A 23,255-nucleotide genomic window follows, 5' to 3' on the forward strand; every position below is an offset into this window, starting at 1 on the left:
GTTCGGGGCGCGATTATAGGCTGTAGAGATAAAATGGCTGATTTTACTTTAGGGCATCCATTTCTTTATCTGCCTGTTTAAATTGGCGGATCCGTGCTTCAATTCGCGCCAGTTGTAATGGATTACCTTCCGAGGCGCGATAGGCAAAGTTCAGTTGATCGATTGCGCCTTTATAATTCGCCCCCAGTGCCATTAACTCGGCATTGGAGAAATACTCCATCCCTTGGTTACCAAGTTTCTTGTAGGCAAGATTTAGCAACTGATAGGGCAGTTGATTCTGCTTATCGAGGAAAATCATATCTTCGAGCAGCGGAATCGCTTTGGCGGGATCACCAGCCTCGATATAGATATTGGCTAAGTTAGCGTTGATCACCTGCGAAGTGGGTTTCATCTTCCGCTGAGTTTCGAGTAACTTAGTTGCCTGGGCATAATCCTTACGTTCGTTAAGCAAATCCGTCTTAGTATCGAGATAAAACAAGTTGTTATCATCGATTTTTAATAGATCATCGACAATTTTTTCGGATTCATCAAACTTCTTCAATCTAAACAGTGCTAAGGCTTTGCCGTAGAGGGCCGCCTCTTTAAAGCTGTAGGTTTGCTTATTGAGCTGCTTTTCAAACATGCTCAATACCGCATCGTCGCTATAACTGGAAAAACGCACCTGAATACGGGCTTTAGCGAGCTGGAAGTTCAGATTATCCGGCACATAACGGTGGGGATATTGCTGGGCACGATCCCGCGCTTCGGAAATCCGTGATTCAGGTAAAGGGTGGGTTAACAGCATTTGCGGTGGCGTAGTCGTAAAACGGTAACGACTGGCGAGTTTGCCAAAGAAATCGGCGGAGGCATTAGGATCAAATCCCGCATCGACTAAAATTTGCATGCCGATACGATCGGCTTCTTTTTCATGCAGGCGGGTATAGTTGATTTTTGATTGTGTCGCCATGGCTTGGGTGGTTGCCAACGCGGCCATCCCTGCTTGAGGAACGGCGATCGTTAATAAAATGGCGCCGAGTAAGCCAGCTACGGTCGCTGGTCCGGTTTTTTGCTGCGCTTCGAGGGAGCGTGCTAAGTGACGCTGGGTCACGTGGGTGATTTCATGGCCTAATACTGAGGCCAGTTCACTTTCGTTATCAGCATTAAGAAATAGCCCTGTGTGCACCGCAACGTGGCCGCCAAAGAAGGCAAAGGCGTTGATTTCATCATTTTGCAGCAAGAAGAAATAAAAGGGCGTTTTGACTCCCGTGGCGTGGGCGACCAATTTGTTGCCCAGTTCAGTTAAATATTGGCTCAATACCGGATCGTTCAGCATGGGCGCCGATGAGCGAATAACGCGCATATAGGCATCGCCATAGACCATTTCTTTTTCTAGGCTGAAGGTATTGACGGCGGCGGTACCCAGATCGGGCAAGTCGTTGTTGGCAAAACTCTTTGCGGCTCCACCGAGTAACATTAATGAAAGCACACTCGCCGCAAGGGGTTTACATCGGGTCAAAAACGTCAAATTACGCAAGTGGATCCTTTATTTCTTTTAAGTGTCTCAACTAAGGCTTAGGTAGCCCTTAGCTTGTAGTTTGAATTGCAACTTAGGATAATAGCCCAAGTTCGTTCATAGCAAGTTCATTATGATTTTTATTGATTTAACATCATTGCGCTGCCCCGTTCCCTTGGTTAAGGTCAAACTTGCGTTGAAGTCTGTGTCTGCTGGTGACAGCTTACATATCCTACTCTCAGACCCAGGTTCCCGCCGAGATGTTCCCACTTTTTTAAAAAAACAGGGGCATCAGGTCGTGACGTTACACGATGATGCAAGCCAGTTAGGCCTATTAATTACAAAAGTTGATTTATCGCAGGGATAATCATACACAAAGCATGATTCAATGCCGCAGTCAAAATGGCGAGTTAGCTAGCTGACTGCAACTTAACCTAGGCTTGTCAGTCATAGTTAGCAGTTAACTGATTTTCAAGCATATACACAGTTAATCTACTGCGATAAGGTTAACTCATAAGTCACTTTCCTGCCTGTTGGGAAAGCCAACCCCCATTGGAATGAATGCATGTTTAGTTTTTTTTCTCGTTGGTATCAAGAGCGATTTAGTGATCCACAGGCCGTCACCTTATTGGCCATTCTAGTGGGTTTAGCGTTAGTACTTTATTTTGCTGGTGGTTTGTTAGCCCCGCTACTTGTTGCTCTGGTGTTGGCTTTTTTACTCGAATGGCCTGTGGCGCAAATGCTGAAATTGGGGATTAATCGCACGACGGGGGCTTCCTTAGTGCTAGTGCTGTTTTTAGGGATAGTGGTGCTGCTGACCTTTGGGCTAATCCCCAGCGTGTGGCGTCAAGGGGTAAGTCTGATGACGGATTTACCGAATATGATAGATAAAGGGCTACTGACCTTGCAGGGGTTAGCGACCCAGTATCCTAAATTTATAAGTACTGAACAGCTCGATTTAATGGTCTCCGAGTTGAAGAAATTACTTGATACCCAACATGTGCTCGACATTGCGAAACAGCTGATTGGTTACTCTGCGTCATTATTGGTGCTGATGGTGTACGCTATTTTAGTGCCATTGTTGGTGTTCTTTTTTCTTAAGGATAAAGATCAACTGATCCTCGGTAGTAAGCGTTTTTTCCCCACCAATCGTCAGTTGGCTCGAAAAGTGTGGTTTGAAATGCACCAACAGATCTTTAACTATATTCGCGGCAAAGTGATTGAGATTGTGATTGTCGGAGTGGCGAGCTACATCTTCTTTGCGTTTATGGGGCTGAGATACTCGGCCTTACTGGGGGTGTTGACCGGGTTGTCGGTGTTGATTCCCTATGTGGGCGCGACCTTAGTGACTCTACCCATTATGCTGGTGGCCTTTTTCCAGTGGGGTTTTAGCTCTGAGTTTGGTTATTTAATGCTAGGTTACGGCATTATTCAGGCCTTGGATGGTAACGTACTTGTACCTATCCTGTTTTCCGATGCGGTGGATTTGCATCCGGTGATCATTATTGCTGCTGTGTTAGTTTTCGGTGGTTTATGGGGCGTTTGGGGGGTGTTCTTTGCCATTCCATTAGCTTCCTTAGTGAAAGCGGTGATCAATGCTTGGCCTAAAACCGAGATTGAACCTGTAGCGATAGCGCAGGTGAAGGCGGATTCGACAGAAGCCTAAGCCGCTGGTAATAGGTAAAACTAATAGTTCAAAACTGGGCACGAGTGCTCAGTTTTTTTATCCGCTAACTATTTGTACTAACAATTGTTTTACTCACTCTTGCTGCACTCATTATTGCTGTAATAGATGCTGTGCGGTGGCGGCAAGGGCACGATAGACCAAAGTGGTTTGTTTGGCTTTGATATTCCAATGCTGCCAATAGAGGGGCACCCGAATGCGTTTTTCTGGGGTGAGCTCAATTAATATGCCTTTGTCTATCAAGGGTTTTGCCTGTAAGTGACCCACTAAACCGTAACCCAGACTTAAGTTAATCGCCTCTAAAAAACTCTCCGATGAGGGAATGCTGTGTTGCCACCATTGACCTGGCAACATTTGAAAATACTGGGCGAGATACTTTTCATGCATTTTATCTTTGGTCGAAAACACCACGGCCGGGGCTTTCGCAAGCTGCGCTTGGGTTATTTGAGCGCCGACATTATCGCTATTTTTTGCCCATTCGAAATAACGCGCCGCAAATGCTGGGGTAGCGACGCACATATATTCCATGGTTCCTAAAAACTCGCTGCTACAACCGGCCATGGGGTTGGCTGTCGTGGTCACGCAACCGACGGCCTCACCGTTTTTCAATAGGTGATGGGTGTAGGACTCATCATCGACAATCAATTCGAGCAGCCAGGCATGTCGGCTGAACATATCGGCCAATGCGGGCAAAAACCATGTCGCTAAACTGTCGGCATTGACTGCAATTCGCACCGTCGTGGGATGATTTGGGTCATCGGCATCTAACTCGGCTCTCAATTCACTCTCGAGTAGTTGCACCTGTGAATAGTGGCGCAATAAACGCTTCCCTGTTGGGGTCGCCACCACGGGCGTTGAGCGGATAAGTAAGGATTGGCCGACTCGTTCTTCTAATTGCCTAACGCGCTGTGACACCGCCGATTGGGTGATATGCAACACTTTGGCGGCGCGCTCGAAGCCGCCTTCGGAGACGACGACCGCAAGCGCTTTAAGATTGGCGTATTCCAACATGATTGCCGTCCTTAAGGTTATTAATTTTACTTATGATACATAAAAAACATTAGTTATATTAATTTTGTTGTTTTGTCTATGCTAGCGCCTTCTTCAGACATGAGAGGTAGTTATGCAAACGGCGTTTATACAAGGTATGGGCATTGGTGGTAGTTTGATCATTGCCGTAGGGGCGCAAAATGCCTTTGTGCTAAAGCAGGGGATTAAGCGAGCTTATCCTTTGCCGATTGCGCTGCTTTGTTCAATCATCGATGCCTTAATGATCACTGCGGGGGTTGCTGGGCTTGGGCATATTATTGAAGCCTTCCCGACCATCAAACATGTGGCCAGTTTTGGTGGTGCCGCTTTTTTGCTTTGGTACGGAGCCAATGCGCTTAAGGCCTCATTTGCCGCTAAAGGGATGGAGATGGATAATGCGCAAAATGCCGACACTTTGCGTAAAGCCATGCTGACCACGCTTGGGATCAGCCTGCTTAATCCACACCTTTATTTAGATACAGTCGTGCTGCTGGGGAGCATTAGTACTCAGTTCGAAGATGCCCATCGTCCTTGGTTTGGTGCGGGTGCGGTACTGGCTTCGTTTATTTGGTTCTTCAGCCTAAGTTTTGGTGCGCGTTTATTGGCGCCGATATTTAGCCGCCCAGCGGCGTGGCGATACTTAGATCGTTTTATTTGGTTGACTATGTGGAGCATCGCCGCGGCAATTATTTGGCCATATATGACGGTAAATTAATGTGCCTTTTTGAAGTTTTATGGCTGGTTGTCATGTTCAGGTCGAAGGGGCTAATCCTTCGACCTTATTCATATTAAGTTCAAATGGTTAAATCTACATATCGAAGGGAGTATGGGGTAGCGCACACGGCGGAAATGTTGATCTAACCGTTGAGTGTGCTTGATTTGTTTATCCCTCCCATTGAAATTACGCCAATAGGCACCATTTAATATTTATTGCTTAAGTTTTTACTAAATGGATTGCCGTTGAATTTTAGTCACATCACTTGGCTTGATGATAAAGGCCATATTAAACCGCCGATTTTTTTATATGTGATTTTGGCATTCCTCGCGCGAGGCTGGTGTATTTTTATAGCCTCCTTGACTCAAGCCAGTGATAGAGCGGAATTGGTGAGGCTCTTTTATCCTGAAAAATCAGACTTTTTACTTGCACTCGCGGCAGGTCTTGGTGCTGTAGTGCTTTATTTTGTCGTACTTGCGGAGCGGCGCCGCTCGCCCTCATGGATTCGGCCGTTGTTTGTCCATCTCAAATGGGGACTGTGGTTATTATTATTAGTTGATGCGGTTTTACTGTCTCAGCGGTTAATTCACGGACAGTTTTTATTCCATTGGAGTTTGGCACTCGATGCCTTGGTGTTGTTTTGGTCCTGTCTTTATGTCTATCAGTCAAAACGACTGCGTTATTATCTCACGGATTGGCCGAAGGAAATAAAAACTTAAAAAACATTAGTCTACATCTCTTTGTTATTACAGATTTTTATATCTTATTCGATGAAGTTAGCATAATTTATGTGTTCTATCCCTCAGTTTGATAAGCATTTTTTCATCAACAGCTTACTGATTTTGCTGAATCATCTATAGTTATATGTACTTAGCTTAAATGTACGCGCCAAGAAGTCATATTGCGTTCTTACGTGCATGAAAGGAGTCATATTGCGTGGCAAAAGCAGATCATAGAAGACTATTACTTTCACAACTTCAACTAGGAATGCGGGTTAAGTTGCCTTTGTCGTGGACAAATCACCCATTCTTATTTAACCGAGTTGATATCAATAGTGCGGCTCAGATTGAGATGATCCGGGGGCTTGGTGTTCCCTATGTTTACCTCATTTCTGGCAGTAATGATGAGATTGATACTGCTGAAGAAGAGGTTGAAATTGAAGATATTGACGCCGCGCCACCAGAGCGAGATCTGAAAGCGGATACGCGTAAATCGATGCGATTAAGCCAAAAGCGATTTTTGGAGAGTGTTAATCAGTGTCGTAATATCTTTGGTAAGGTCGTCAGTGATCCCGAAGGGGCCTATCGATTATCGGCTGCTTTAGTTGAAGATTTACTCAGTCATTTACAAGAGGTGGAAAAACCCTTCTTGACCTTAGTCGGGATGGACGAAAAGGATGTGAGTGTGACCCAGCATGGGGTATCAGTGGCGGTGCTCGCCATGATGATAGGTCATGCACTGGATTTACCAGCGAGGGATCTGCGCGATATTGCCCTTGGCAGTTTATTCCATGACATTGGCAAGTTAAAAGTGCCCGATGTGATCCGTCGAAAGCGTGGTGCTCTGACTCCCCATGAAGCCAATTACTTACAGATGCATCCTAATTTTGGCTATGACATGCTTAATCGCTCTGGGTTGTTCCCTAAAGAAGTACTAAACATCGTGTTACATCACCATGAGTTTGTTGATGGTTCGGGTTTCCCTGATGGGCTCACAGGTCATAAAATTCCCATCGTCACTCAAATCGTTAGTCTAGCAAATGATTACGATCAGCAACTGAGTGGTCAGCAAGCTTCTTCTCCTCAAGTTGCCCTCGGTTACTTATTTAAAAATAGAGCCAGTAAACATTCGGAATCGTTGATTTCTGTCTTAGTCAAGATATTAGGTATTTATCCACCAGGGACCTTAGTTAAGCTATCGGATGATAGCGTTGCAAAAGTCATTATGACCACGAAAGAGGTGAGTCAGCCTCAGGTGTGGGCCTGTAAAGAAGATGGTAGTGAAGCCTCGTTACGCTTTTTAAGTGATGAGGGCGTGACAGTGCAAAAGTCTTTGCGAGTTGAAGATTTAACTGAAGGCGCAAGGCGAACATTGCAGGTCGATAAGGGGATTAGTTTTTATTTTAGTTCCTTACAAGCTTGAATCCCTTTGCCAGAGTTCCGTATGCTATTGGCCAAAATATATTATTAGCAGTAAGTAGGTCAGAGATAATGGAACACACTGTGGTGGAGAAAAAGAGTGTTGCGGTTGTAGGCTGTGGGTGGTTCGGTTTTGCGCTCGCAAAACAACTTGTTCAAGCCGGTTATCGCGTGACTGGGGCTAAGCGCCAGTGTGAGGATCTTCCGGCGTTAACACACGCGGGTATTGAGGCATTCCAACTACAACTTGGTGATGAGGCTGATATTGTTCCCGATGCACAGCTGTTGCAAGACTTATTTCAGACAGACTTCCTTGTTGTTAATATTCCTCCTCGTCAAAAGCATGGTAATACAGCTTATCTTAACGAACTGAAACAACTCATCGACTTAACCCAAGGTTGGCAATATCAAGGCATAGTGTTTATTAGCACCACGGGCGTTTATCCCTATCTTGATAAATCCATGACCGAAGCCGATGCCCAGGCCGAGTCACCTTCAGCGCAGGTGTTGCTGGATGCTGAAGCTTTATTTGCTCACCAATCTAATACTTGCGTGGTGCGTTTTGCTGGACTCGTTGGACCAAAGCGTCATCCGGGGCGTTTTTTTGCAGGCAAAACCGATGTGGCTGGTGGTAATGTTGCAGTCAATCTCGTGCATTTACAGGATTGCGTCGCGGCAGTGAGTTTAATTATTGACACTAAGCTAAAGGGAGAGAAGATCGCCTCTATCTATAATCTATGCGCGCCAGAGCATCCTTCGCGAAGCGAATTTTATGTGGCGGCTGCCGAGTCCTTGGGATTAGCGGCGCCGCAATTTAATGGGCAGTTACAACCCAGCAAAGTCATTCTAGGTGATGCGATAGTCCGCGAGCTTGGGTTTGAGTATCAGTTTGCTTCGCCCCTTGCGATGCTGGCGGCCTGTTAGTGGGTGATTTAGCGCCTATTGTTAACAAATGTTTAAGAACCTTGGCCATCTTTTGAGGTATCTTAATGGCTTGTGCCTGTTGCAAACGACTTACGATTCAATGATGCAGTCACTAATAAGAAGAGAATATATGAAAACCCTAACTAATCTTGTTCGACCTTTGGCTGCTTTGGCCTGTGGATTGGTCTTAAGCGCCAGTTTTGCGCTGCAAGCGGCCAGTTTTGAAGAAGGAAAGGATTATGTCACTGTCGCAGGTATGAACGAGGCGCAAAAGCCTGTGCTGCGAGAGTTTTTTTCCTATAACTGCCCACATTGCTACAAACAGGAACCCTTTGTGGCTTCCACGGTAAAACTCTTGGGCAAGGATGTAGCCTTTGAGCGTACGCCTGTGGGGGCGGGGCGTCCTGCGTGGGAACTGAGCCAATTGGCTTATTATATCGCGCAAAAGCTCAATATGACCAAGCAAGTCCATGAGGCGATTTTTAAACAAATTCATGACAAGGGTGAGCAATTTACCCGCCCTGAGCAAGTGAAAGCCTTTTTTGTGGCTCAAGGTGCTAAAGCTGATGATGTGGATGCGGCGATGAATTCTGTTGACGCTAAATTTTCACTGATGAGTTACGATTCGCAAGCGGAATTGGCCGGGATTAAAGGTGTGCCATCATTATTGGTAAATGGCCGTTATTTAGTCACGTCTCAGGTTCATACTCCTGAAGAATTGGCCGAGTTAGTGAAGTACTTAGCCGCTAAATAATAACGTTGATAATGGCGTCTATGCTGGCGCCAATTTACCAGTTTCCCAGTTTCCCATAACCCAGCCATGCTGGGTTATTTTTTGCTTGTCTGCTGGCAAATCTAAGTGGTGTAGATTGAGATGATAGCTCTCGTATTACACTCGAAGTAATACGATATTTTGTTTATATGACAGGCTATTACTACTTTCTAGTTGTTCCACTTATCACGCTAATTTGTCTCTTTCTAGCCTTAAGTTCTTCGACATTGGTCTAAGTTGCTCAAAAAACGACTTTTGCAACAAAATGTAAAATCATTGTTAAGTTTATGGTTTTAAATGATATTTTATTTTTTGCTATGTGAGGTATTTCGCAAATTAGACTAAGGTCTTGATTGTGGTCACTCCAGCTGTTGCTAGATTTAACGAGACTTAAAAATAAAACAGCACAGGGGAGTCGCTATGGCGTTTGAAAATAATGATAAAGCAAAAGGTTACTGGAACGAGAATTTACGTCTGGTTTTGGGCCTATTAGCTATTTGGGCCGCAGTTTCGTTTGGATGCGGCATTCTATTGGTTGATGTACTCAATGAAATCCATTTTATGGGATTCAAATTAGGTTTCTGGTTTGCTCAACAGGGATCGATGTATGTCTTTGTTGCGCTTATTTTTGTCTACGCGGCAAAAGCCAACGCCTTAGATAAAAAATATAACGTACAAGAAGACTAAGGAGCACAGAGATGGGTGTACAAGGATTAACTTATCTGATTGTGGGGCTGTCGTTTGCCCTCTATATTGGGATTGCGCTCTGGACTCGCGCAGGTTCAACTAAAGAGTTCTATGTAGCGGGTGGTGGTGTTCATCCCGTTGTAAACGGCATGGCAACCGCCGCCGACTGGATGTCTGCGGCATCTTTCATTTCGTTGGCGGGTATTGTCTCTTTCGTCGGTTATGACGGCAGTGTGTACTTGATGGGGTGGACCGGCGGTTACGTTTTATTAGCCCTGTGTATGGCACCATACTTACGTAAATTTGGTAAGTTTACCGTGCCTGATTTCGTGGGTGAGCGTTATTACTCCCAAGCGGCGCGCACGGTAGCTGTTATTTGCGCCATCTTCATTTGCTTTACTTACATTGCTGGCCAAATGCGCGGAGTGGGCGTGGTATTCTCGCGCTTCCTTGAGGTAGAGGTAGATACCGGCGTATATATTGGTATGGCCGTAGTGTTTTTCTATGCGGTACTCGGTGGTATGAAAGGGATTACCTATACTCAGGTTGCCCAGTATTGCGTACTGATCTTCGCCTTTATGGTGCCTGCAATCTTCCTGTCTGTGATGATGACGGGTCATATCATTCCTCAAATTGGTTTTGGTGCTGAGTTACTCGATGCTGCGGGGAATAATTCTGGCGTTTATCTGTTAGAGAAACTGAATAATCTTTCTGTGGATTTAGGCTTTGCCCCTTACACCGATGGTTCTAAGAGCATGATCGACGTGTTCTGTATTACTGGTGCTTTGATGGTCGGTACAGCGGGCTTACCCCATGTTATTGTGCGTTTCTTCACCGTACCGAAAGTGAAAGATGCTCGTATATCAGCGGGTTGGGCGTTGGTGTTTATCGCCATCATGTACACCACAGTTCCTGCATTAGCGGCATTCTCTCGCGTCAATATGATCGAAACCATTAACGGCCCAGATCAAAAGGGTGTTGCCTATGAAACTGCGCCTGATTGGATCAAAAACTGGGAAAAAACCGGCCTGATCAAATGGGATGACAAAAATGGTGATGGCAAAATCTACTATGCCAAAGGCAAAATGGAAGATGCTGCTAGCCCTAACGAAATGAAAATCGACAACGACATCATCGTATTAGCAACGCCAGAAATCGCGAATCTGCCAGCTTGGGTGATTGCGCTGGTAGCTGCGGGTGGTCTCGCTGCGGCGCTATCTACCTCTGCGGGTTTGTTGTTGGTTATCTCAACATCAGTGTCACACGATTTAATGAAGAAAAACCTGATGCCAAATATTTCTGACAAGAAAGAGTTAATGTACGCTCGACTTGCTGCTGGTATCGGTATTGTGATTGCGGGTTACTTCGGGGTTAACCCTCCAGGATTCGTGGCGGCGGTGGTGGCATTCGCCTTCGGTTTGGCTGCGTCATCTCTGTTTCCTGCAATCATCATGGGTATCTTCTCTAAGACCATGAATAAAGAAGGTGCTATTTCAGGTATGGTGCTTGGCTTATTCTTCACCGCTGGTTATATCATCTACTTCAAGTTTGTTGATCCGACTGCAAACGTGCCTGCGAACTGGTTCCTTGGTATTTCGCCTGAAGGTATCGGTATGGTGGGTATGCTAGTGAACTTTGTGGTAGCAGCTATTGTCTGCAAACTGACCGCAGCGGCACCAGCTCATGTGCAGGAAATGGTTGAGTCTATCCGTTTCCCTAAAGGGGCGGGTGAGGCCAGCGGCCATTAACTTTCACCTAGATTAAGAGAAAAGGACGCGTTTGCGTCCTTTTGTTTTTGGTGGTGTCAGTGCAGAGTTTGAGCCTGACTTTAGTCGTATATGGCCCAACAATCGAGCGCGTTATAGTGGGATAAAATTCACCTAAAATAAGGTGTTGCTATGAACGCCAGCGAATTACAACCCGTTGTGCAGTTTTTAACGTCTACAGCTCCCTTTGATACTTTGCCTGACGAAACCATTCGCCATTGTGCTAAGTCAGTCATCGTCGGGTATTACAGTAAAGCCTCAGGGTTTGTGACATTTGATGCCGATGCGCCGAAATTGTATTTGGTCCGCAGCGGTGCCTTTGAGGTGCGCGATCCCGAAGGGGTATTAGTGGATAGAGTCGCTGAAGGGGAGTTTTTTGGTTTTTCGACGCTATTGTCAGGGGAGAAGGTAGTCAATCGGGTCGCCATTCTTGAAGACAGTTTGGTATACCACTTACCACAGGCATTATTCGATCAGCTACGAAGTGAGAGTCGGCACTTTGATAAATTTTTTACCCGTGCTTTTGCCAAACGGTTACGCCATGAAGCGCGTTTTAAGGCTAAAGATCTGACGACCACCAGTCGTATTAGTACCTTAATGTCATCTTCACCGATTATGATCGACGCCCACGCAAGTGTAACGCAAGCAGCCCTTTTGATGCGTAACTCGCGGGTATCGTCTTTACTCGTCACCGATAATCGTAAGCTGGTGGGGATTTTAACCGATAAAGATTTACGCAATCGAGTGCTCGCCGCAGGGCTTGATGGCCGAATTGCCGTGCATCAAGCCATGACGACTTCACCGATTTCGATTTCATCGAATGCCTTGATCTTTGAAGCTATGCTATTGATGAGTGAACATAATATTCACCATCTGCCGATTATTGATGAGCAAAATAGCGAGGAAGTGAAAGCCATTGGCATGGTGACCAGTACCGACATTTTACGCGGTCAAGGTTCGCAGCCATTACTCCTCATTGGTGAAATCGAGCGCCAACGTGATCTCGCAAGTCTCATTAGTGTTAGTAAACAAATCCCCTTGTTATTGCAAAATTTAATCAGTGCTGATGCACGGGCTGAGGAGATTGGTCGCGTGCTGACCTCGGTCACCGATGCCTTAACCCGGCGCTTGATTGTGTTAAATCAGCAAATTCTCGGTGAGGCGCCGATGGCGTTTTGTTGGTTAGCCTTTGGCTCGCAGGGGCGGCAAGACCAAGCCGCCTGTTCGGATCAAGATAACGGCTTGTTGGTGGCTGAGGAAATGGATGATTATGCGAAAGGGTATTTCGATGCGTTAACCCATGCGGTTTGTGCAGGGCTTGATCAGTGTGGTTATGCGTTTTGCCCTGGTAATATCATGGCGCAAAATCCTAAGTGGCGTATGTCGCTCAAAGAATGGCAGCAGGTTTTTGAAAAGTGGGTTGTCACGCCAGAGCCTAAGGCATTGATGCATGCAAGTATTTTCTTCGATATGCGTTCGGTATTTGGTCCATTATCATTATTTGATGCATTGCAGGATAAGGTGTTGGCACAGACCAAAGACAACGATATTTTTCTCGCGGGTTTGACTGGCAATTCCTTAATCGAGTCTCCGCCCTTAGGATTCTTTCGAAAATTTGTGTTAGAGCGCGATGGCAGTGAGGTAAAAGGCATTGATTTAAAGCATAAGGGGAATGCTTTGATCAATGATATTGCTCGCGTATATGCCCTGTCTGCGGGCATTAAAGAAGTGAATACCGCCAAACGCATTCGGGCACTGATGGACGCTAATATTCTTAATCGTAAGGATGCGCTTAACTTAGCCGATGCCCATGAGTTTATCGCCCATATGCGGTTATCAAACCAAGGTTATCAACATACGCAGGGACTTGAGATTAGTAACTATCTGTTACCCGCACATTTATCTTCTTTAGTTCGGCATCAACTACGGGATGCCTTCAAGGTGGTTCATGACGCCCAGTCGGGCATGAAGATGAAATTTATGCGGAGCTTTTAATGGGCGCTTGGTTGATTAATGCTAAGTTGCAATGGCGAGCACTGCGCTGTCAGCATCAATTATTTAAGGATTATTATCAGTCCTTAATCCCGCTGATGGCGCTGCCCATCAATCGTGCTCCCTTGATGGCGATGGATTTGGAGATGACAGGGTTAGATCCCCTTCAGGATCAAATCTTAAGCATTGGCTTAGTCCCCATTGAAAATGGAGTGATCCCCCTTGGTGAGGCGCAGCAAAAATTAGTGCAAATTAAGGGCAGTGTCGGCCAAAGTGCGACGATTCATGGGATTCTCGACAACCATTTAATCCAAGCTGTGAGCATTGAGGAGGCTATGGCATGGTTTATTGCTCAAACCCGTGGCCGAGTATTAGTTGCCCATCACTCCCCACTGGATTGTCGTTTTTTACAACAAGATATATTGGCTATCTATCATCAAGCCGTTTCACTCCCCGCTATAGATACCTTAGTACTTGAGAAACAGCGATTATTACGCGAGCATTCGGTACTTAAAGAAGGAAGTCTAAGGCTTGGGGCCTGTCGAGAGCGTTATCACTTACCGATTTACGGTGCCCATAGCGCATTAACCGATGCGTTAGCTTGTGCGGAGTTATTATTAGCACAAGTGGCGGCCATGGGGGGAGGTGCAGATATTTCGGTCGGGGATTTACTGACCTAATCACGTTAAGCCACTTCATTCGCGATATTTTCTGGAACAGAAGGCTTTTCATATTTGATTAATGGCTCATTGACTACACTCACTACGAATGAGGCATTTGCGATTGCTTAGCTTATACGTTGTTTGGTTGCTCTCGCCAAGTTGTGTTGAGCAAGTGGTGCACGCGAGTATTACTGCGTGGTTTGGAGTGTTAAGTCAATAGGAGAAGATCATGCCACTACCGTTACTATGGATTGGCGGTGCAGCGATGGGCGCATTGATGCTCGCCGATGAACGCGAAAAGCGACAACAGCTTGAACGCAATCGACTATTAGGCAGCGTTCCTCGCCAAGTAAGCACAAAGCAGGCGATGATTACTGCGCCGAGCCAATGGCAAAAGGGTTTTAAGCAAGTCACGCCACAACCTGGAAGTATCGTTTGTTGTTATGTGTTTGGGGTGATTGAGCATACAGGGATTTGGTTAGCGGATGATTGCATCGTGGAGTTACATGGCTCAGGGCTTGTTCGAGCCGTATCGGTAAAGCGATTTTTAGCGGGCCGAACAGGTAGCCAAATTTTTATTGCCTGTAATCATCAACATCAACCGCTTATCGCTAATACCATTGTTAATCGAGCCGAGCGGGCGATTTATCAGTACCGTGAATATGACCTGTTTGACAATAATTGCCACCGATTTGTGTGGTCATGTCTGTGCGGTGAAGAACGAGCGATTAAAAGCTTTAATGAGTTAAATCAAAAACTCGCAGCTTATTTTGGGCAGGGGATTTACTGGGATGAAATGCATTTAGCATCAGCGCTTACAGATATATAAAGGCCATCCAATGATGGCCTTTATATGCATAAACTTACTTACAGAAATAATCTACAGCGCGTTTTACCAACTCAATGCCAGTTTGATCGCAAGGCGGTAATTGGGCATCACTGATTTGCACTGGCGTGACACGTTCACCCCATTGCAATAGCAATGCAGCAGAGGTTAATCCCGCACCAAAGGCGCAAGAAAGAATGGTTTGGTTAGGTTTAATTAAGCCTTTTTCGAGTGCATCACAAATCGCAATTGGAATTGTTGCCGCCGATGTATTGCCATAGTTAGCAATATTCACAAAGGCTTTTTCTTTAGGGATCTTCATGCGGCTAACGAGGGTATCAATAATGCGCTCGTTCGCTTGATGTGGGATCACTAAATCAACTTCATCCTTATCGACGCCACATTTTTCCAGCACTTGAGTGCTTAACTTATTCATACCATTAATGGCGCGTTTAAAAATTTCTTGGCCATCAAATTGGATGTAAAAGTCTAATGATTCGGCGGAGAATCGATCCATCGCGGTACCGAAACCCGCTTTGAGGATGTCTCGACCATCGGGATCGTTATTCAGCTCATAACCTAATACGCCACCAGGGATATCGGTCGCTTCCACGACAACTGCGCCTGCGCCATCACCAAACAATACGGCGGTTTCACGGCGAGACCAATCGAGGTAGAAAGATAAGCGTTCGGCGCCCACAACGAGGACTTTCTTGCATTGACCACTCTTGATCTGTGAGCTCGCTAAACCTAAGCCGTACAAAAAACCACTGCAGGCGGCGTTGATATCAAAGGCTGCGCAGCTTGCACCAATATTGGCCTGCACTGTTGAGGCTATATTGGGGATCAAAGTATCTGGGCTAGCGCTGGCTAAAATGATCATATCAATTTCGCTGCCCTCAATCCCAGCCGCTGCAAGCGCACGCTTGGCGGCAACTGAGGCTAATTCCGAGGTGTTCACATGGCTGATATGACGTTGACTGATCCCTGTGCGTGATTTAATCCATTCATCGGACGTTTCGATAAAAGTGGCAAGATCATCGTTAGTCAAAGTGGCGGGTGGAACACATTTTCCCCAGCCAGTGATTGTGGCGTACTGCATGGTGTTTTCTCTCAAATAAAAAAGGCAGAACCTTTAGTGCTGCCTCAAATCGACAACAAAGCTTATCGGTATAACGAATGACAGTCCGTGATCTATACCACCTGTTTGGCGACCAGATCCCGAATTGTCATTGCGGCATGCAAAATATGATGTCGCAGTAACGCCGTGGCTTTCTCTGTTTCTCTTTGCTTACAATAGTTGAGCAGTTCGCGGTGCTCGTGTTCTGCTGCGGGAATGCCTCCTGCGAGCAGTAATTGCAAACGAATATATCTATCGCAGTTGGTATTGAGGCCATGCACGACCTCTAGCGTATGTGGGCGATTGGCGGCTTGGTATAAACAGGTATGAAACTGTGTATTTAGCTCGCTCCAACTGGCGACGGCATCTTCATGTTTAAAGGCTGATTCCAATTGTTCTAATACGCGTTCAGCTCTTATTAAATCTTCTTCTTGAAGTCGTGGAATGGCTTTGGCGAGCAGATCCGTCTCGATCATGGCGCGCAACTCAAACAGCTCGGTCACTTGTTCAACGGATAATTCAGTCGCCGTTGCCCCTTTATGGGGTTCGAATTTTACCAGCCCTTCAGCTTCAAGTTGCAGCAAGGCTTCTCTTACCGGAATGCGGCTAACATTCAATGCTTCGGCTAGTGCGCTTTGTCTGAGTGGTTCTCCTGCGGCTATATCACCCGAAAGTATTTTCTCTCTGAGCACCTCTACAACTAACTGGGTGCGGGTTTTATGGACTATAGGCGTAGTTCGACTCATTATGACCGTCTATTTTTAGGTGTTTTATTGTTATCCGTGCAAGATTACCGTTAAAAACAGCACAAATAAAGGGAAAGCTCGATTGAGCTGCGCATCGACTAGATGGCTAAAACAATTATTCGCGGACGAATTCGCCCTTAAAGATGTGTTAATCGACCATTTATAGGCGTTACGATGGCAAATGAATTGTCAGAATATGAATCAAGCTCAAATTGCTAAGTGGTATCCGTCAACTTCGCGGTGCAATTTTTTGCAATGGATGGAATAATAGTAAAATTACGCATTAAGCGCTGTTTTTTGTGAGTGGAGTAGTACTGTGAGTGCAGTCAATCGAGCCGTTTTTTTGGACCGTGATGGTGTGATCAACAAAGATCATGGTTATGTGCATCAGGTAGATGACTTTGAATATATTGAAGGCGTATTTGAGGCGTGCCTTGCATTAAAGCAAATGGGATACAAATTGGTGGTGGTCACTAATCAGTCGGGAATTGCCCGTGGCATGTATACCGAAGACCAATTCCACAGTCTCACCGAATGGATGGATTGGAACTTTGCCGATAAAGGTGTCGACCTCGATGGTATTTATTATTGCCCGCACCATAATGAAAAAGGGATTGGTGAATATAAAGTCGATTGCGACTGTCGCAAACCCAAACCAGGAATGTTACTCGACGCGGCAAAATTTTTGAAAATCGATTTGTCCCAATCTGTGATGGTAGGAGATAAAGCCGACGATATGCTCGCGGCCAAAGCTGCAGGGGTGCCGACACGTATCCTCGTCCGTACTGGTAAAGCCATTGCTAATGATAGCGAGGCGTCTGTGGTGCTCGATAGCATTGCCGATGTACCGGGTTTTTTAAAGAAATAGCCTATTCTTGCAACTTAAAGCGTGCATCAATCTATTTGAACCGTGAGATTGAACTTGAAGCGCGAGCTTAACAATAAAAAGTGCGGTATTGGCTTTATCGTTTTGCTTAGTGACCGATGCTAACGGCGTTATCAGGCGATAAAGATAGCCAAAGTGATGGAAATTACAGCGAATTAGGCGCTAAAACCTAGGTTTGGTTTAAAAAATGCGCATTCACATCGCTTTTTCTAATTATTTTGCCTAAAGGGGTTGCGGTAAAATCTGACATCCCTATAATGCGCATCCACTGGCCCAGCGGGGTCAACGGTGAAAGCCAAAAGCGCTAAATGCTTAAGGTAAATAACCATGCTCTTTAACAATTTATCAAGCAAATCTGTGTGGACACTCACAGGTGTTGAGTTAATCGAAATTACTCTGCCGTTTGGCGAGTAATCAAAGAATTAAATCAATGAATGAGTGTTCATAGCAATATGTACATACAGTAATGTATGAATTGAAACGCGATGCTTCCTTAGTGAGCAAAGCGAATCAAAACAGTAGAATTCATTGAGTCGTTTAACGCGAGTTAAACAAAAAACTTTAATTGAAGAGTTTGATCATGGCTCAGATTGAACGCTGGCGGCAGGCCTAACACATGCAAGTCGAGCGGCAGCACAAGGGAGTTTACTCCTGAGGTGGCGAGCGGCGGACGGGTGAGTAATGCCTAGGGATCTGCCCAGTCGAGGGGGATAACAGTTGGAAACGACTGCTAATACCGCATACGCCCTACGGGGGAAAGGAGGGGACCTTCGGGCCTTCCGCGATTGGATGAACCTAGGTGGGATTAGCTAGTTGGTGAGGTAATGGCTCACCAAGGCGACGATCCCTAGCTGTTCTGAGAGGATGATCAGCCACACTGGGACTGAGACACGGCCCAGACTCCTACGGGAGGCAGCAGTGGGGAATATTGCACAATGGGGGAAACCCTGATGCAGCCATGCCGCGTGTGTGAAGAAGGCCTTCGGGTTGTAAAGCACTTTCAGTAGGGAGGAAAGGGTGAGTCTTAATACGGCTCATCTGTGACGTTACCTACAGAAGAAGGACCGGCTAACTCCGTGCCAGCAGCCGCGGTAATACGGAGGGTCCGAGCGTTAATCGGAATTACTGGGCGTAAAGCGTGCGCAGGCGGTTTGTTAAGCGAGATGTGAAAGCCCTGGGCTCAACCTAGGAATAGCATTTCGAACTGGCGAACTAGAGTCTTGTAGAGGGGGGTAGAATTCCAGGTGTAGCGGTGAAATGCGTAGAGATCTGGAGGAATACCGGTGGCGAAGGCGGCCCCCTGGACAAAGACTGACGCTCATGCACGAAAGCGTGGGGAGCAAACAGGATTAGATACCCTGGTAGTCCACGCCGTAAACGATGTCTACTCGGAGTTTGGTGTCTTGAACACTGGGCTCTCAAGCTAACGCATTAAGTAGACCGCCTGGGGAGTACGGCCGCAAGGTTAAAACTCAAATGAATTGACGGGGGCCCGCACAAGCGGTGGAGCATGTGGTTTAATTCGATGCAACGCGAAGAACCTTACCTACTCTTGACATCCACAGAAGACTGCAGAGATGCGGTTGTGCCTTCGGGAACTGTGAGACAGGTGCTGCATGGCTGTCGTCAGCTCGTGTTGTGAAATGTTGGGTTAAGTCCCGCAACGAGCGCAACCCCTATCCTTATTTGCCAGCACGTAATGGTGGGAACTCTAGGGAGACTGCCGGTGATAAACCGGAGGAAGGTGGGGACGACGTCAAGTCATCATGGCCCTTACGAGTAGGGCTACACACGTGCTACAATGGCGAGTACAGAGGGTTGCAAAGCCGCGAGGTGGAGCTAATCTCACAAAGCTCGTCGTAGTCCGGATTGGAGTCTGCAACTCGACTCCATGAAGTCGGAATCGCTAGTAATCGTGGATCAGAATGCCACGGTGAATACGTTCCCGGGCCTTGTACACACCGCCCGTCACACCATGGGAGTGGGCTGCAAAAGAAGTGGGTAGCTTAACCTTCGGGGGGGCGCTCACCACTTTGTGGTTCATGACTGGGGTGAAGTCGTAACAAGGTAGCCCTAGGGGAACCTGGGGCTGGATCACCTCCTTACCTATACGACTAACTCGATGTTTGTTGAGTGTTCACACAGATTTGCTTGATAGAAGATAGAGTAAAAGATGGGTCTGTAGCTCAGCTGGTTAGAGCGCACCCCTGATAAGGGTGAGGTCGGTGGTTCAAGTCCACTCTGACCCACCAATCCTTCCTTATCAGCGTTGGAAAGTGACTCGTTTAGTGAACTAAACGTCGCCACTGTCCGCCTTGATAAGAAATGATTGGCAAACCAATCCTTTAAGAGGTTTGGAACATCTTATTTACTCGCACTGCATGTAAATGGGGCTATAGCTCAGCTGGGAGAGCGCCTGCCTTGCACGCAGGAGGTCTGCGGTTCGATCCCGCATAGCTCCACCATTTACTGCATTATGGTTAGAGATGCCAAAGATAAACTAAAACATTATCTTTGGCTTTTTTAAGCCCGCTCTTTAACAATTTGGAAAGCTGATAGTAGTTAATACAATGATGTCTGTCGTTGTGTTAATACGAAAAAAATTGAGTTCTTAAAACACTTGTTAAGTGTCTTGAATATTCAAGTCTAAGGCGAGTCCATCTTCTTGGTCGAAGATGAGACAAGTAAAACCAGCTGGTCGCAACAATTCAAGTGGCTCACGCAAGTGAAACCTATTTGGGTTGTATGGTTAAGCGACTAAGCGTATACGGTGGATGCCTTGGCAGTCAGAGGCGATGAAGGACGTAGTAACTTGCGAAAAGCGTTGGCGAGCTAGTAACAAGCATTTGAGCTAACGATGTCCGAATGGGGGAACCCGGCCGCATAAGCGGTCATCATTAAGTGAATACATAGCTTAATGAGGCAAACGAGGGGAACTGAAACATCTAAGTACCCTTAGGAAAAGAAATCAACCGAGATTCCCCTAGTAGCGGCGAGCGAACGGGGATTAGCCCTTAAGTCAGAGGGGTGTTAGTGGAATGGTCTGGAAAGTCCAGCGGCACAGGGTGATAGCCCCGTACACGAAAACTAACCTTTGATGAAAACGAGTAAGGCGGGACACGTGATATCCTGTTTGAATATGGGGGGACCATCCTCCAAGGCTAAATACTCCTGACTGACCGATAGTGAACCAGTACCGTGAGGGAAAGGCGAAAAGAACCCCTGTGAGGGGAGTGAAATAGAACCTGAAACCGTATACGTACAAGCAGTGGGAGCGGTTCTTGAGACCGTGACTGCGTACCTTTTGTATAATGGGTCAGCGACTTACGTTTTGTAGCGAGGTTAAGCGAATAGCGGAGCCGTAGGGAAACCGAGTGTTAACTGCGCGTTTAGTTGCAAGGCGTAGACCCGAAACCCGGTGATCTAGCCATGGGCAGGTTGAAGGTTGAGTAACATCAACTGGAGGACCGAACCGACTAATGTTGAAAAATTAGCGGATGACTTGTGGCTGGGGGTGAAAGGCCAATCAAACCGGGAGATATCTGGTTCTCCTCGAAAGCTATTTAGGTAGCGCCTCGAGCGAATACCATTGGGGGTAGAGCACTGTTAAGGCTAGGGGGTCATCCCGACTTACCAACCCTTTGCAAACTCCGAATACCAATGAGTACTACTCGGGAGACAGACGGCGGGTGCTAACGTCCGTCGTCAAAAGGGAAACAACCCAGACCGTCAGCTAAGGTCCCAAAGTGTATGTTAAGTGGGAAACGATGTGGGAAGGCTTAGACAGCTAGGATGTTGGCTTAGAAGCAGCCATCATTTAAAGAAAGCGTAATAGCTCACTAGTCGAGTCGGCCTGCGCGGAAGATGTAACGGGGCTAAACATACCACCGAAGCTACGGGTGCAATTCATTAGAGTTGCGCGGTAGAGGAGCGTTCTGTAAGCCGTTGAAGGTGAAGGGGTAACCCACACTGGAGGTATCAGAAGTGCGAATGCTGACATGAGTAACGATAAAGGGGGTGAAAAACCCCCTCGCCGAAAGACCAAGGGTTCCTGTCCAACGTTAATCGGGGCAGGGTGAGTCGACCCCTAAGGTGAGGCCGAAAGGCGTAATCGATGGGAAACAGATTAATATTTCTGTACTTCCGCTAACTGCGATGGAGAGACGGAGAAGGCTAGGCTAGCGCGGCGTTGGTAGTCCGCGTTTAAGGTGGTAGGTGGGTGACTTAGGCAAATCCGGGTCACTATACACTGAGAGCTGATGACGAGTCCCCAAGGGGATGAAGTAGTTGATGCCATGCTTCCAGGAAAATCTTCTAAGCTTCAGGTTAGCGGGAATCGTACCCCAAACCGACACAGGTGGTCGGGTAGAGAATACCAAGGCGCTTGAGAGAACTCGGCTGAAGGAACTAGGCAAAATGGTACCGTAACTTCGGGAGAAGGTACGCTCTTGTTGGTGATGAGACTTGCTCTCTAAGCTGACGGGAGTCGCAGATACCAGGTGGCTGCAACTGTTTATCAAAAACACAGCACTGTGCAAACTCGCAAGAGGAAGTATACGGTGTGACGCCTGCCCGGTGCCGGAAGGTTAATTGATTGGGTTATCGCAAGAGAAGCTCATGATCGAAGCCCCGGTAAACGGCGGCCGTAACTATAACGGTCCTAAGGTAGCGAAATTCCTTGTCGGGTAAGTTCCGACCTGCACGAATGGCGTAATGATGGCCACGCTGTCTCCAGCCGAGACTCAGTGAAGTTGAAATTGCGGTGAAGATGCCGTATACCCGCGGCTAGACGGAAAGACCCCGTGAACCTTTACTATAGCTTGGCACTGAACATTGACCCTACATGTGTAGGATAGGTGGGAGACTATGAAGTTGGAACGCTAGTTCTGATGGAGTCGTCCTTGAAATACCACCCTTGTAGTGTTGATGTTCTAACTTGGCCCCATTATCTGGGGTAAGGACAGTGCCTGGTGGGTAGTTTGACTGGGGCGGTCTCCTCCCAAAGAGTAACGGAGGAGCACGAAGGTTGGCTAAGTACGGTCGGACATCGTACGGTTAGTGCAATGGCATAAGCCAGCTTAACTGCGAGACAGACACGTCGAGCAGGTACGAAAGTAGGTCATAGTGATCCGGTGGTTCTGAATGGAAGGGCCATCGCTCAACGGATAAAAGGTACTCCGGGGATAACAGGCTGATACCGCCCAAGAGTTCATATCGACGGCGGTGTTTGGCACCTCGATGTCGGCTCATCACATCCTGGGGCTGAAGTCGGTCCCAAGGGTATGGCTGTTCGCCATTTAAAGTGGTACGCGAGCTGGGTTCAGAACGTCGTGAGACAGTTCGGTCCCTATCTGCCGTGGGCGTTGGATGATTGAGGGGAGTTGCTCCTAGTACGAGAGGACCGGAGTGAACGAACCGCTGGTGTTCGGGTTGTCATGCCAATGGCATTGCCCGGTAGCTATGTTCGGAATCGATAACCGCTGAAAGCATCTAAGCGGGAAGCGAGCCCCAAGATGAGTCATCCCTTGGACTTTAAGTCCACTAAAGAGCCGTTCGAGACTAGGACGTTGATAGGTCAGGTGTGTAAGCGTTGTGAGGCGTTGAGCTAACTGATACTAATGACTCGAGAGGCTTAACCATACAACCCAGATGGGTTTTGCTAAGTAGCACTTAGCTTGAATATGAACACTTAAGAAGTGATACTCAAAACAGCTTTCTAAATTAACAAATAAAGGTTAATTACGCAGGTAATTGTACGGCAGACAAAGCCGTGACGAGCGAAGGGCGGAGTGTACGGTAGTACATGAGCACTGGAG

The 23,255-nt window shown here is 46.8% G+C and carries 17 protein-coding genes, 2 tRNA genes and 2 rRNA genes; 17 read left to right on the top strand and 4 right to left on the bottom strand.

Annotated features, from left to right (window positions below; translation table 11 throughout):
- Window positions 1-43 precede the first annotated feature (43 nt).
- Window positions 44-1,513: a M48 family metalloprotease gene (locus JM642_RS07905; protein ID WP_086904487.1), complete on the bottom strand. Its 1,470-nt coding sequence runs from the start codon at window positions 1,511-1,513 to the stop codon at window positions 44-46.
- A 112-nt stretch (window positions 1,514-1,625) separates the two neighbouring features.
- Between JM642_RS07905 and JM642_RS07910 the strand changes: the two genes are divergently transcribed.
- A complete protein-coding gene (locus JM642_RS07910) occupies window positions 1,626-1,859 on the top strand; it encodes a sulfurtransferase TusA family protein (protein ID WP_037419895.1) in 234 nt (77 codons plus the stop codon).
- A gap of 198 nt (window positions 1,860-2,057) precedes the next feature.
- Window positions 2,058-3,158 carry an AI-2E family transporter gene (locus JM642_RS07915; protein WP_144375842.1) on the top strand — a complete coding sequence of 367 codons (1,101 nt, stop codon included), beginning with the start codon at window positions 2,058-2,060 and terminating at the stop codon, window positions 3,156-3,158.
- Window positions 3,159-3,269: 111 nt separating this feature from the next.
- Here JM642_RS07915 and JM642_RS07920 read toward each other — a convergent pair whose 3' ends face one another.
- Window positions 3,270-4,187 (bottom strand): LysR family transcriptional regulator ArgP, encoded by a 918-nt coding sequence (locus JM642_RS07920; RefSeq protein ID WP_037426785.1) that lies wholly within the window; start codon window positions 4,185-4,187, stop codon window positions 3,270-3,272.
- A gap of 112 nt (window positions 4,188-4,299) precedes the next feature.
- Between JM642_RS07920 and JM642_RS07925 the strand changes: the two genes are divergently transcribed.
- The 10 genes from JM642_RS07925 (at window position 4,300) to JM642_RS07970 (ending at window position 14,690) form a co-directional block, all read left to right on the top strand.
- Window positions 4,300-4,920, top strand: a complete 621-nt coding sequence (locus JM642_RS07925; RefSeq protein ID WP_037419906.1) for a LysE/ArgO family amino acid transporter — start codon at window positions 4,300-4,302, stop codon at window positions 4,918-4,920.
- A 245-nt stretch (window positions 4,921-5,165) separates the two neighbouring features.
- A complete protein-coding gene (locus JM642_RS07930; RefSeq protein ID WP_037426787.1) occupies window positions 5,166-5,639 on the top strand; it encodes a DUF2919 domain-containing protein in 474 nt (157 codons plus the stop codon).
- A 217-nt stretch (window positions 5,640-5,856) separates the two neighbouring features.
- Window positions 5,857-7,062, top strand: a complete 1,206-nt coding sequence (locus tag JM642_RS07935) for an HD-GYP domain-containing protein (protein ID WP_037419911.1) — start codon at window positions 5,857-5,859, stop codon at window positions 7,060-7,062.
- Between the two features lie 68 nt (window positions 7,063-7,130).
- A complete protein-coding gene (locus JM642_RS07940) occupies window positions 7,131-7,982 on the top strand; it encodes an NAD(P)-binding domain-containing protein (RefSeq protein ID WP_203433378.1) in 852 nt (283 codons plus the stop codon).
- Window positions 7,983-8,112: 130 nt separating this feature from the next.
- Complete coding sequence (locus JM642_RS07945; protein ID WP_203433380.1) at window positions 8,113-8,736, top strand: thiol:disulfide interchange protein DsbA/DsbL; 624 nt, start codon at window positions 8,113-8,115, stop codon at window positions 8,734-8,736.
- Between the two features lie 438 nt (window positions 8,737-9,174).
- Window positions 9,175-9,441: a DUF4212 domain-containing protein gene (locus tag JM642_RS07950; RefSeq protein WP_011622295.1), complete on the top strand. Its 267-nt coding sequence runs from the start codon at window positions 9,175-9,177 to the stop codon at window positions 9,439-9,441.
- A gap of 11 nt (window positions 9,442-9,452) precedes the next feature.
- Complete coding sequence (locus JM642_RS07955) at window positions 9,453-11,189, top strand: sodium:solute symporter family protein (protein WP_037419920.1); 1,737 nt, start codon at window positions 9,453-9,455, stop codon at window positions 11,187-11,189.
- Window positions 11,190-11,339: 150 nt separating this feature from the next.
- A complete protein-coding gene (locus JM642_RS07960) occupies window positions 11,340-13,202 on the top strand; it encodes a DUF294 nucleotidyltransferase-like domain-containing protein (RefSeq protein WP_037426795.1) in 1,863 nt (620 codons plus the stop codon).
- Window positions 13,202-13,879 carry an exonuclease domain-containing protein gene (locus JM642_RS07965; RefSeq protein WP_144346172.1) on the top strand — a complete coding sequence of 226 codons (678 nt, stop codon included), beginning with the start codon at window positions 13,202-13,204 and terminating at the stop codon, window positions 13,877-13,879. The genes JM642_RS07960 and JM642_RS07965 overlap by 1 nt, the downstream gene beginning before the upstream one ends.
- A gap of 211 nt (window positions 13,880-14,090) precedes the next feature.
- The gene (locus tag JM642_RS07970; protein WP_047533632.1) at window positions 14,091-14,690 is read left to right on the top strand and encodes a lecithin retinol acyltransferase family protein; all 600 of its coding nucleotides are present in this window, start codon (window positions 14,091-14,093) and stop codon (window positions 14,688-14,690) included.
- Between the two features lie 34 nt (window positions 14,691-14,724).
- Here JM642_RS07970 and JM642_RS07975 read toward each other — a convergent pair whose 3' ends face one another.
- Window positions 14,725-15,789, bottom strand: a complete 1,065-nt coding sequence (locus JM642_RS07975; protein ID WP_144375844.1) for a ketoacyl-ACP synthase III — start codon at window positions 15,787-15,789, stop codon at window positions 14,725-14,727.
- Between the two features lie 92 nt (window positions 15,790-15,881).
- Complete coding sequence (locus JM642_RS07980) at window positions 15,882-16,553, bottom strand: GntR family transcriptional regulator (protein WP_037419935.1); 672 nt, start codon at window positions 16,551-16,553, stop codon at window positions 15,882-15,884.
- A 316-nt stretch (window positions 16,554-16,869) separates the two neighbouring features.
- On the opposite strand from JM642_RS07980, the gene gmhB reads away from it, so the two are divergent.
- From gmhB to JM642_RS08005, 5 genes are all read left to right on the top strand, one after another.
- Window positions 16,870-17,421: a D-glycero-beta-D-manno-heptose 1,7-bisphosphate 7-phosphatase gene (gene gmhB, locus JM642_RS07985; RefSeq protein WP_037426804.1), complete on the top strand. Its 552-nt coding sequence runs from the start codon at window positions 16,870-16,872 to the stop codon at window positions 17,419-17,421.
- A 580-nt stretch (window positions 17,422-18,001) separates the two neighbouring features.
- Window positions 18,002-19,544 (top strand): 16S ribosomal RNA (locus tag JM642_RS07990).
- Window positions 19,545-19,614: 70 nt separating this feature from the next.
- Window positions 19,615-19,691 (top strand) — tRNA-Ile (locus JM642_RS07995).
- Window positions 19,692-19,828: 137 nt separating this feature from the next.
- Window positions 19,829-19,904: transfer RNA gene (locus JM642_RS08000), tRNA-Ala, on the top strand.
- A 282-nt stretch (window positions 19,905-20,186) separates the two neighbouring features.
- A 23S ribosomal RNA gene (locus JM642_RS08005) occupies window positions 20,187-23,079 on the top strand.
- Together the 16S and 23S rRNA genes with 2 tRNA genes alongside form the textbook arrangement of a ribosomal RNA operon.
- Window positions 23,080-23,255 lie beyond the last annotated feature (176 nt).

Origin of the sequence: Shewanella sp. LZH-2 (genome assembly GCF_016859145.1) — a bacterium.
GTDB lineage: Bacteria > Pseudomonadota > Gammaproteobacteria > Enterobacterales > Shewanellaceae > Shewanella > Shewanella xiamenensis.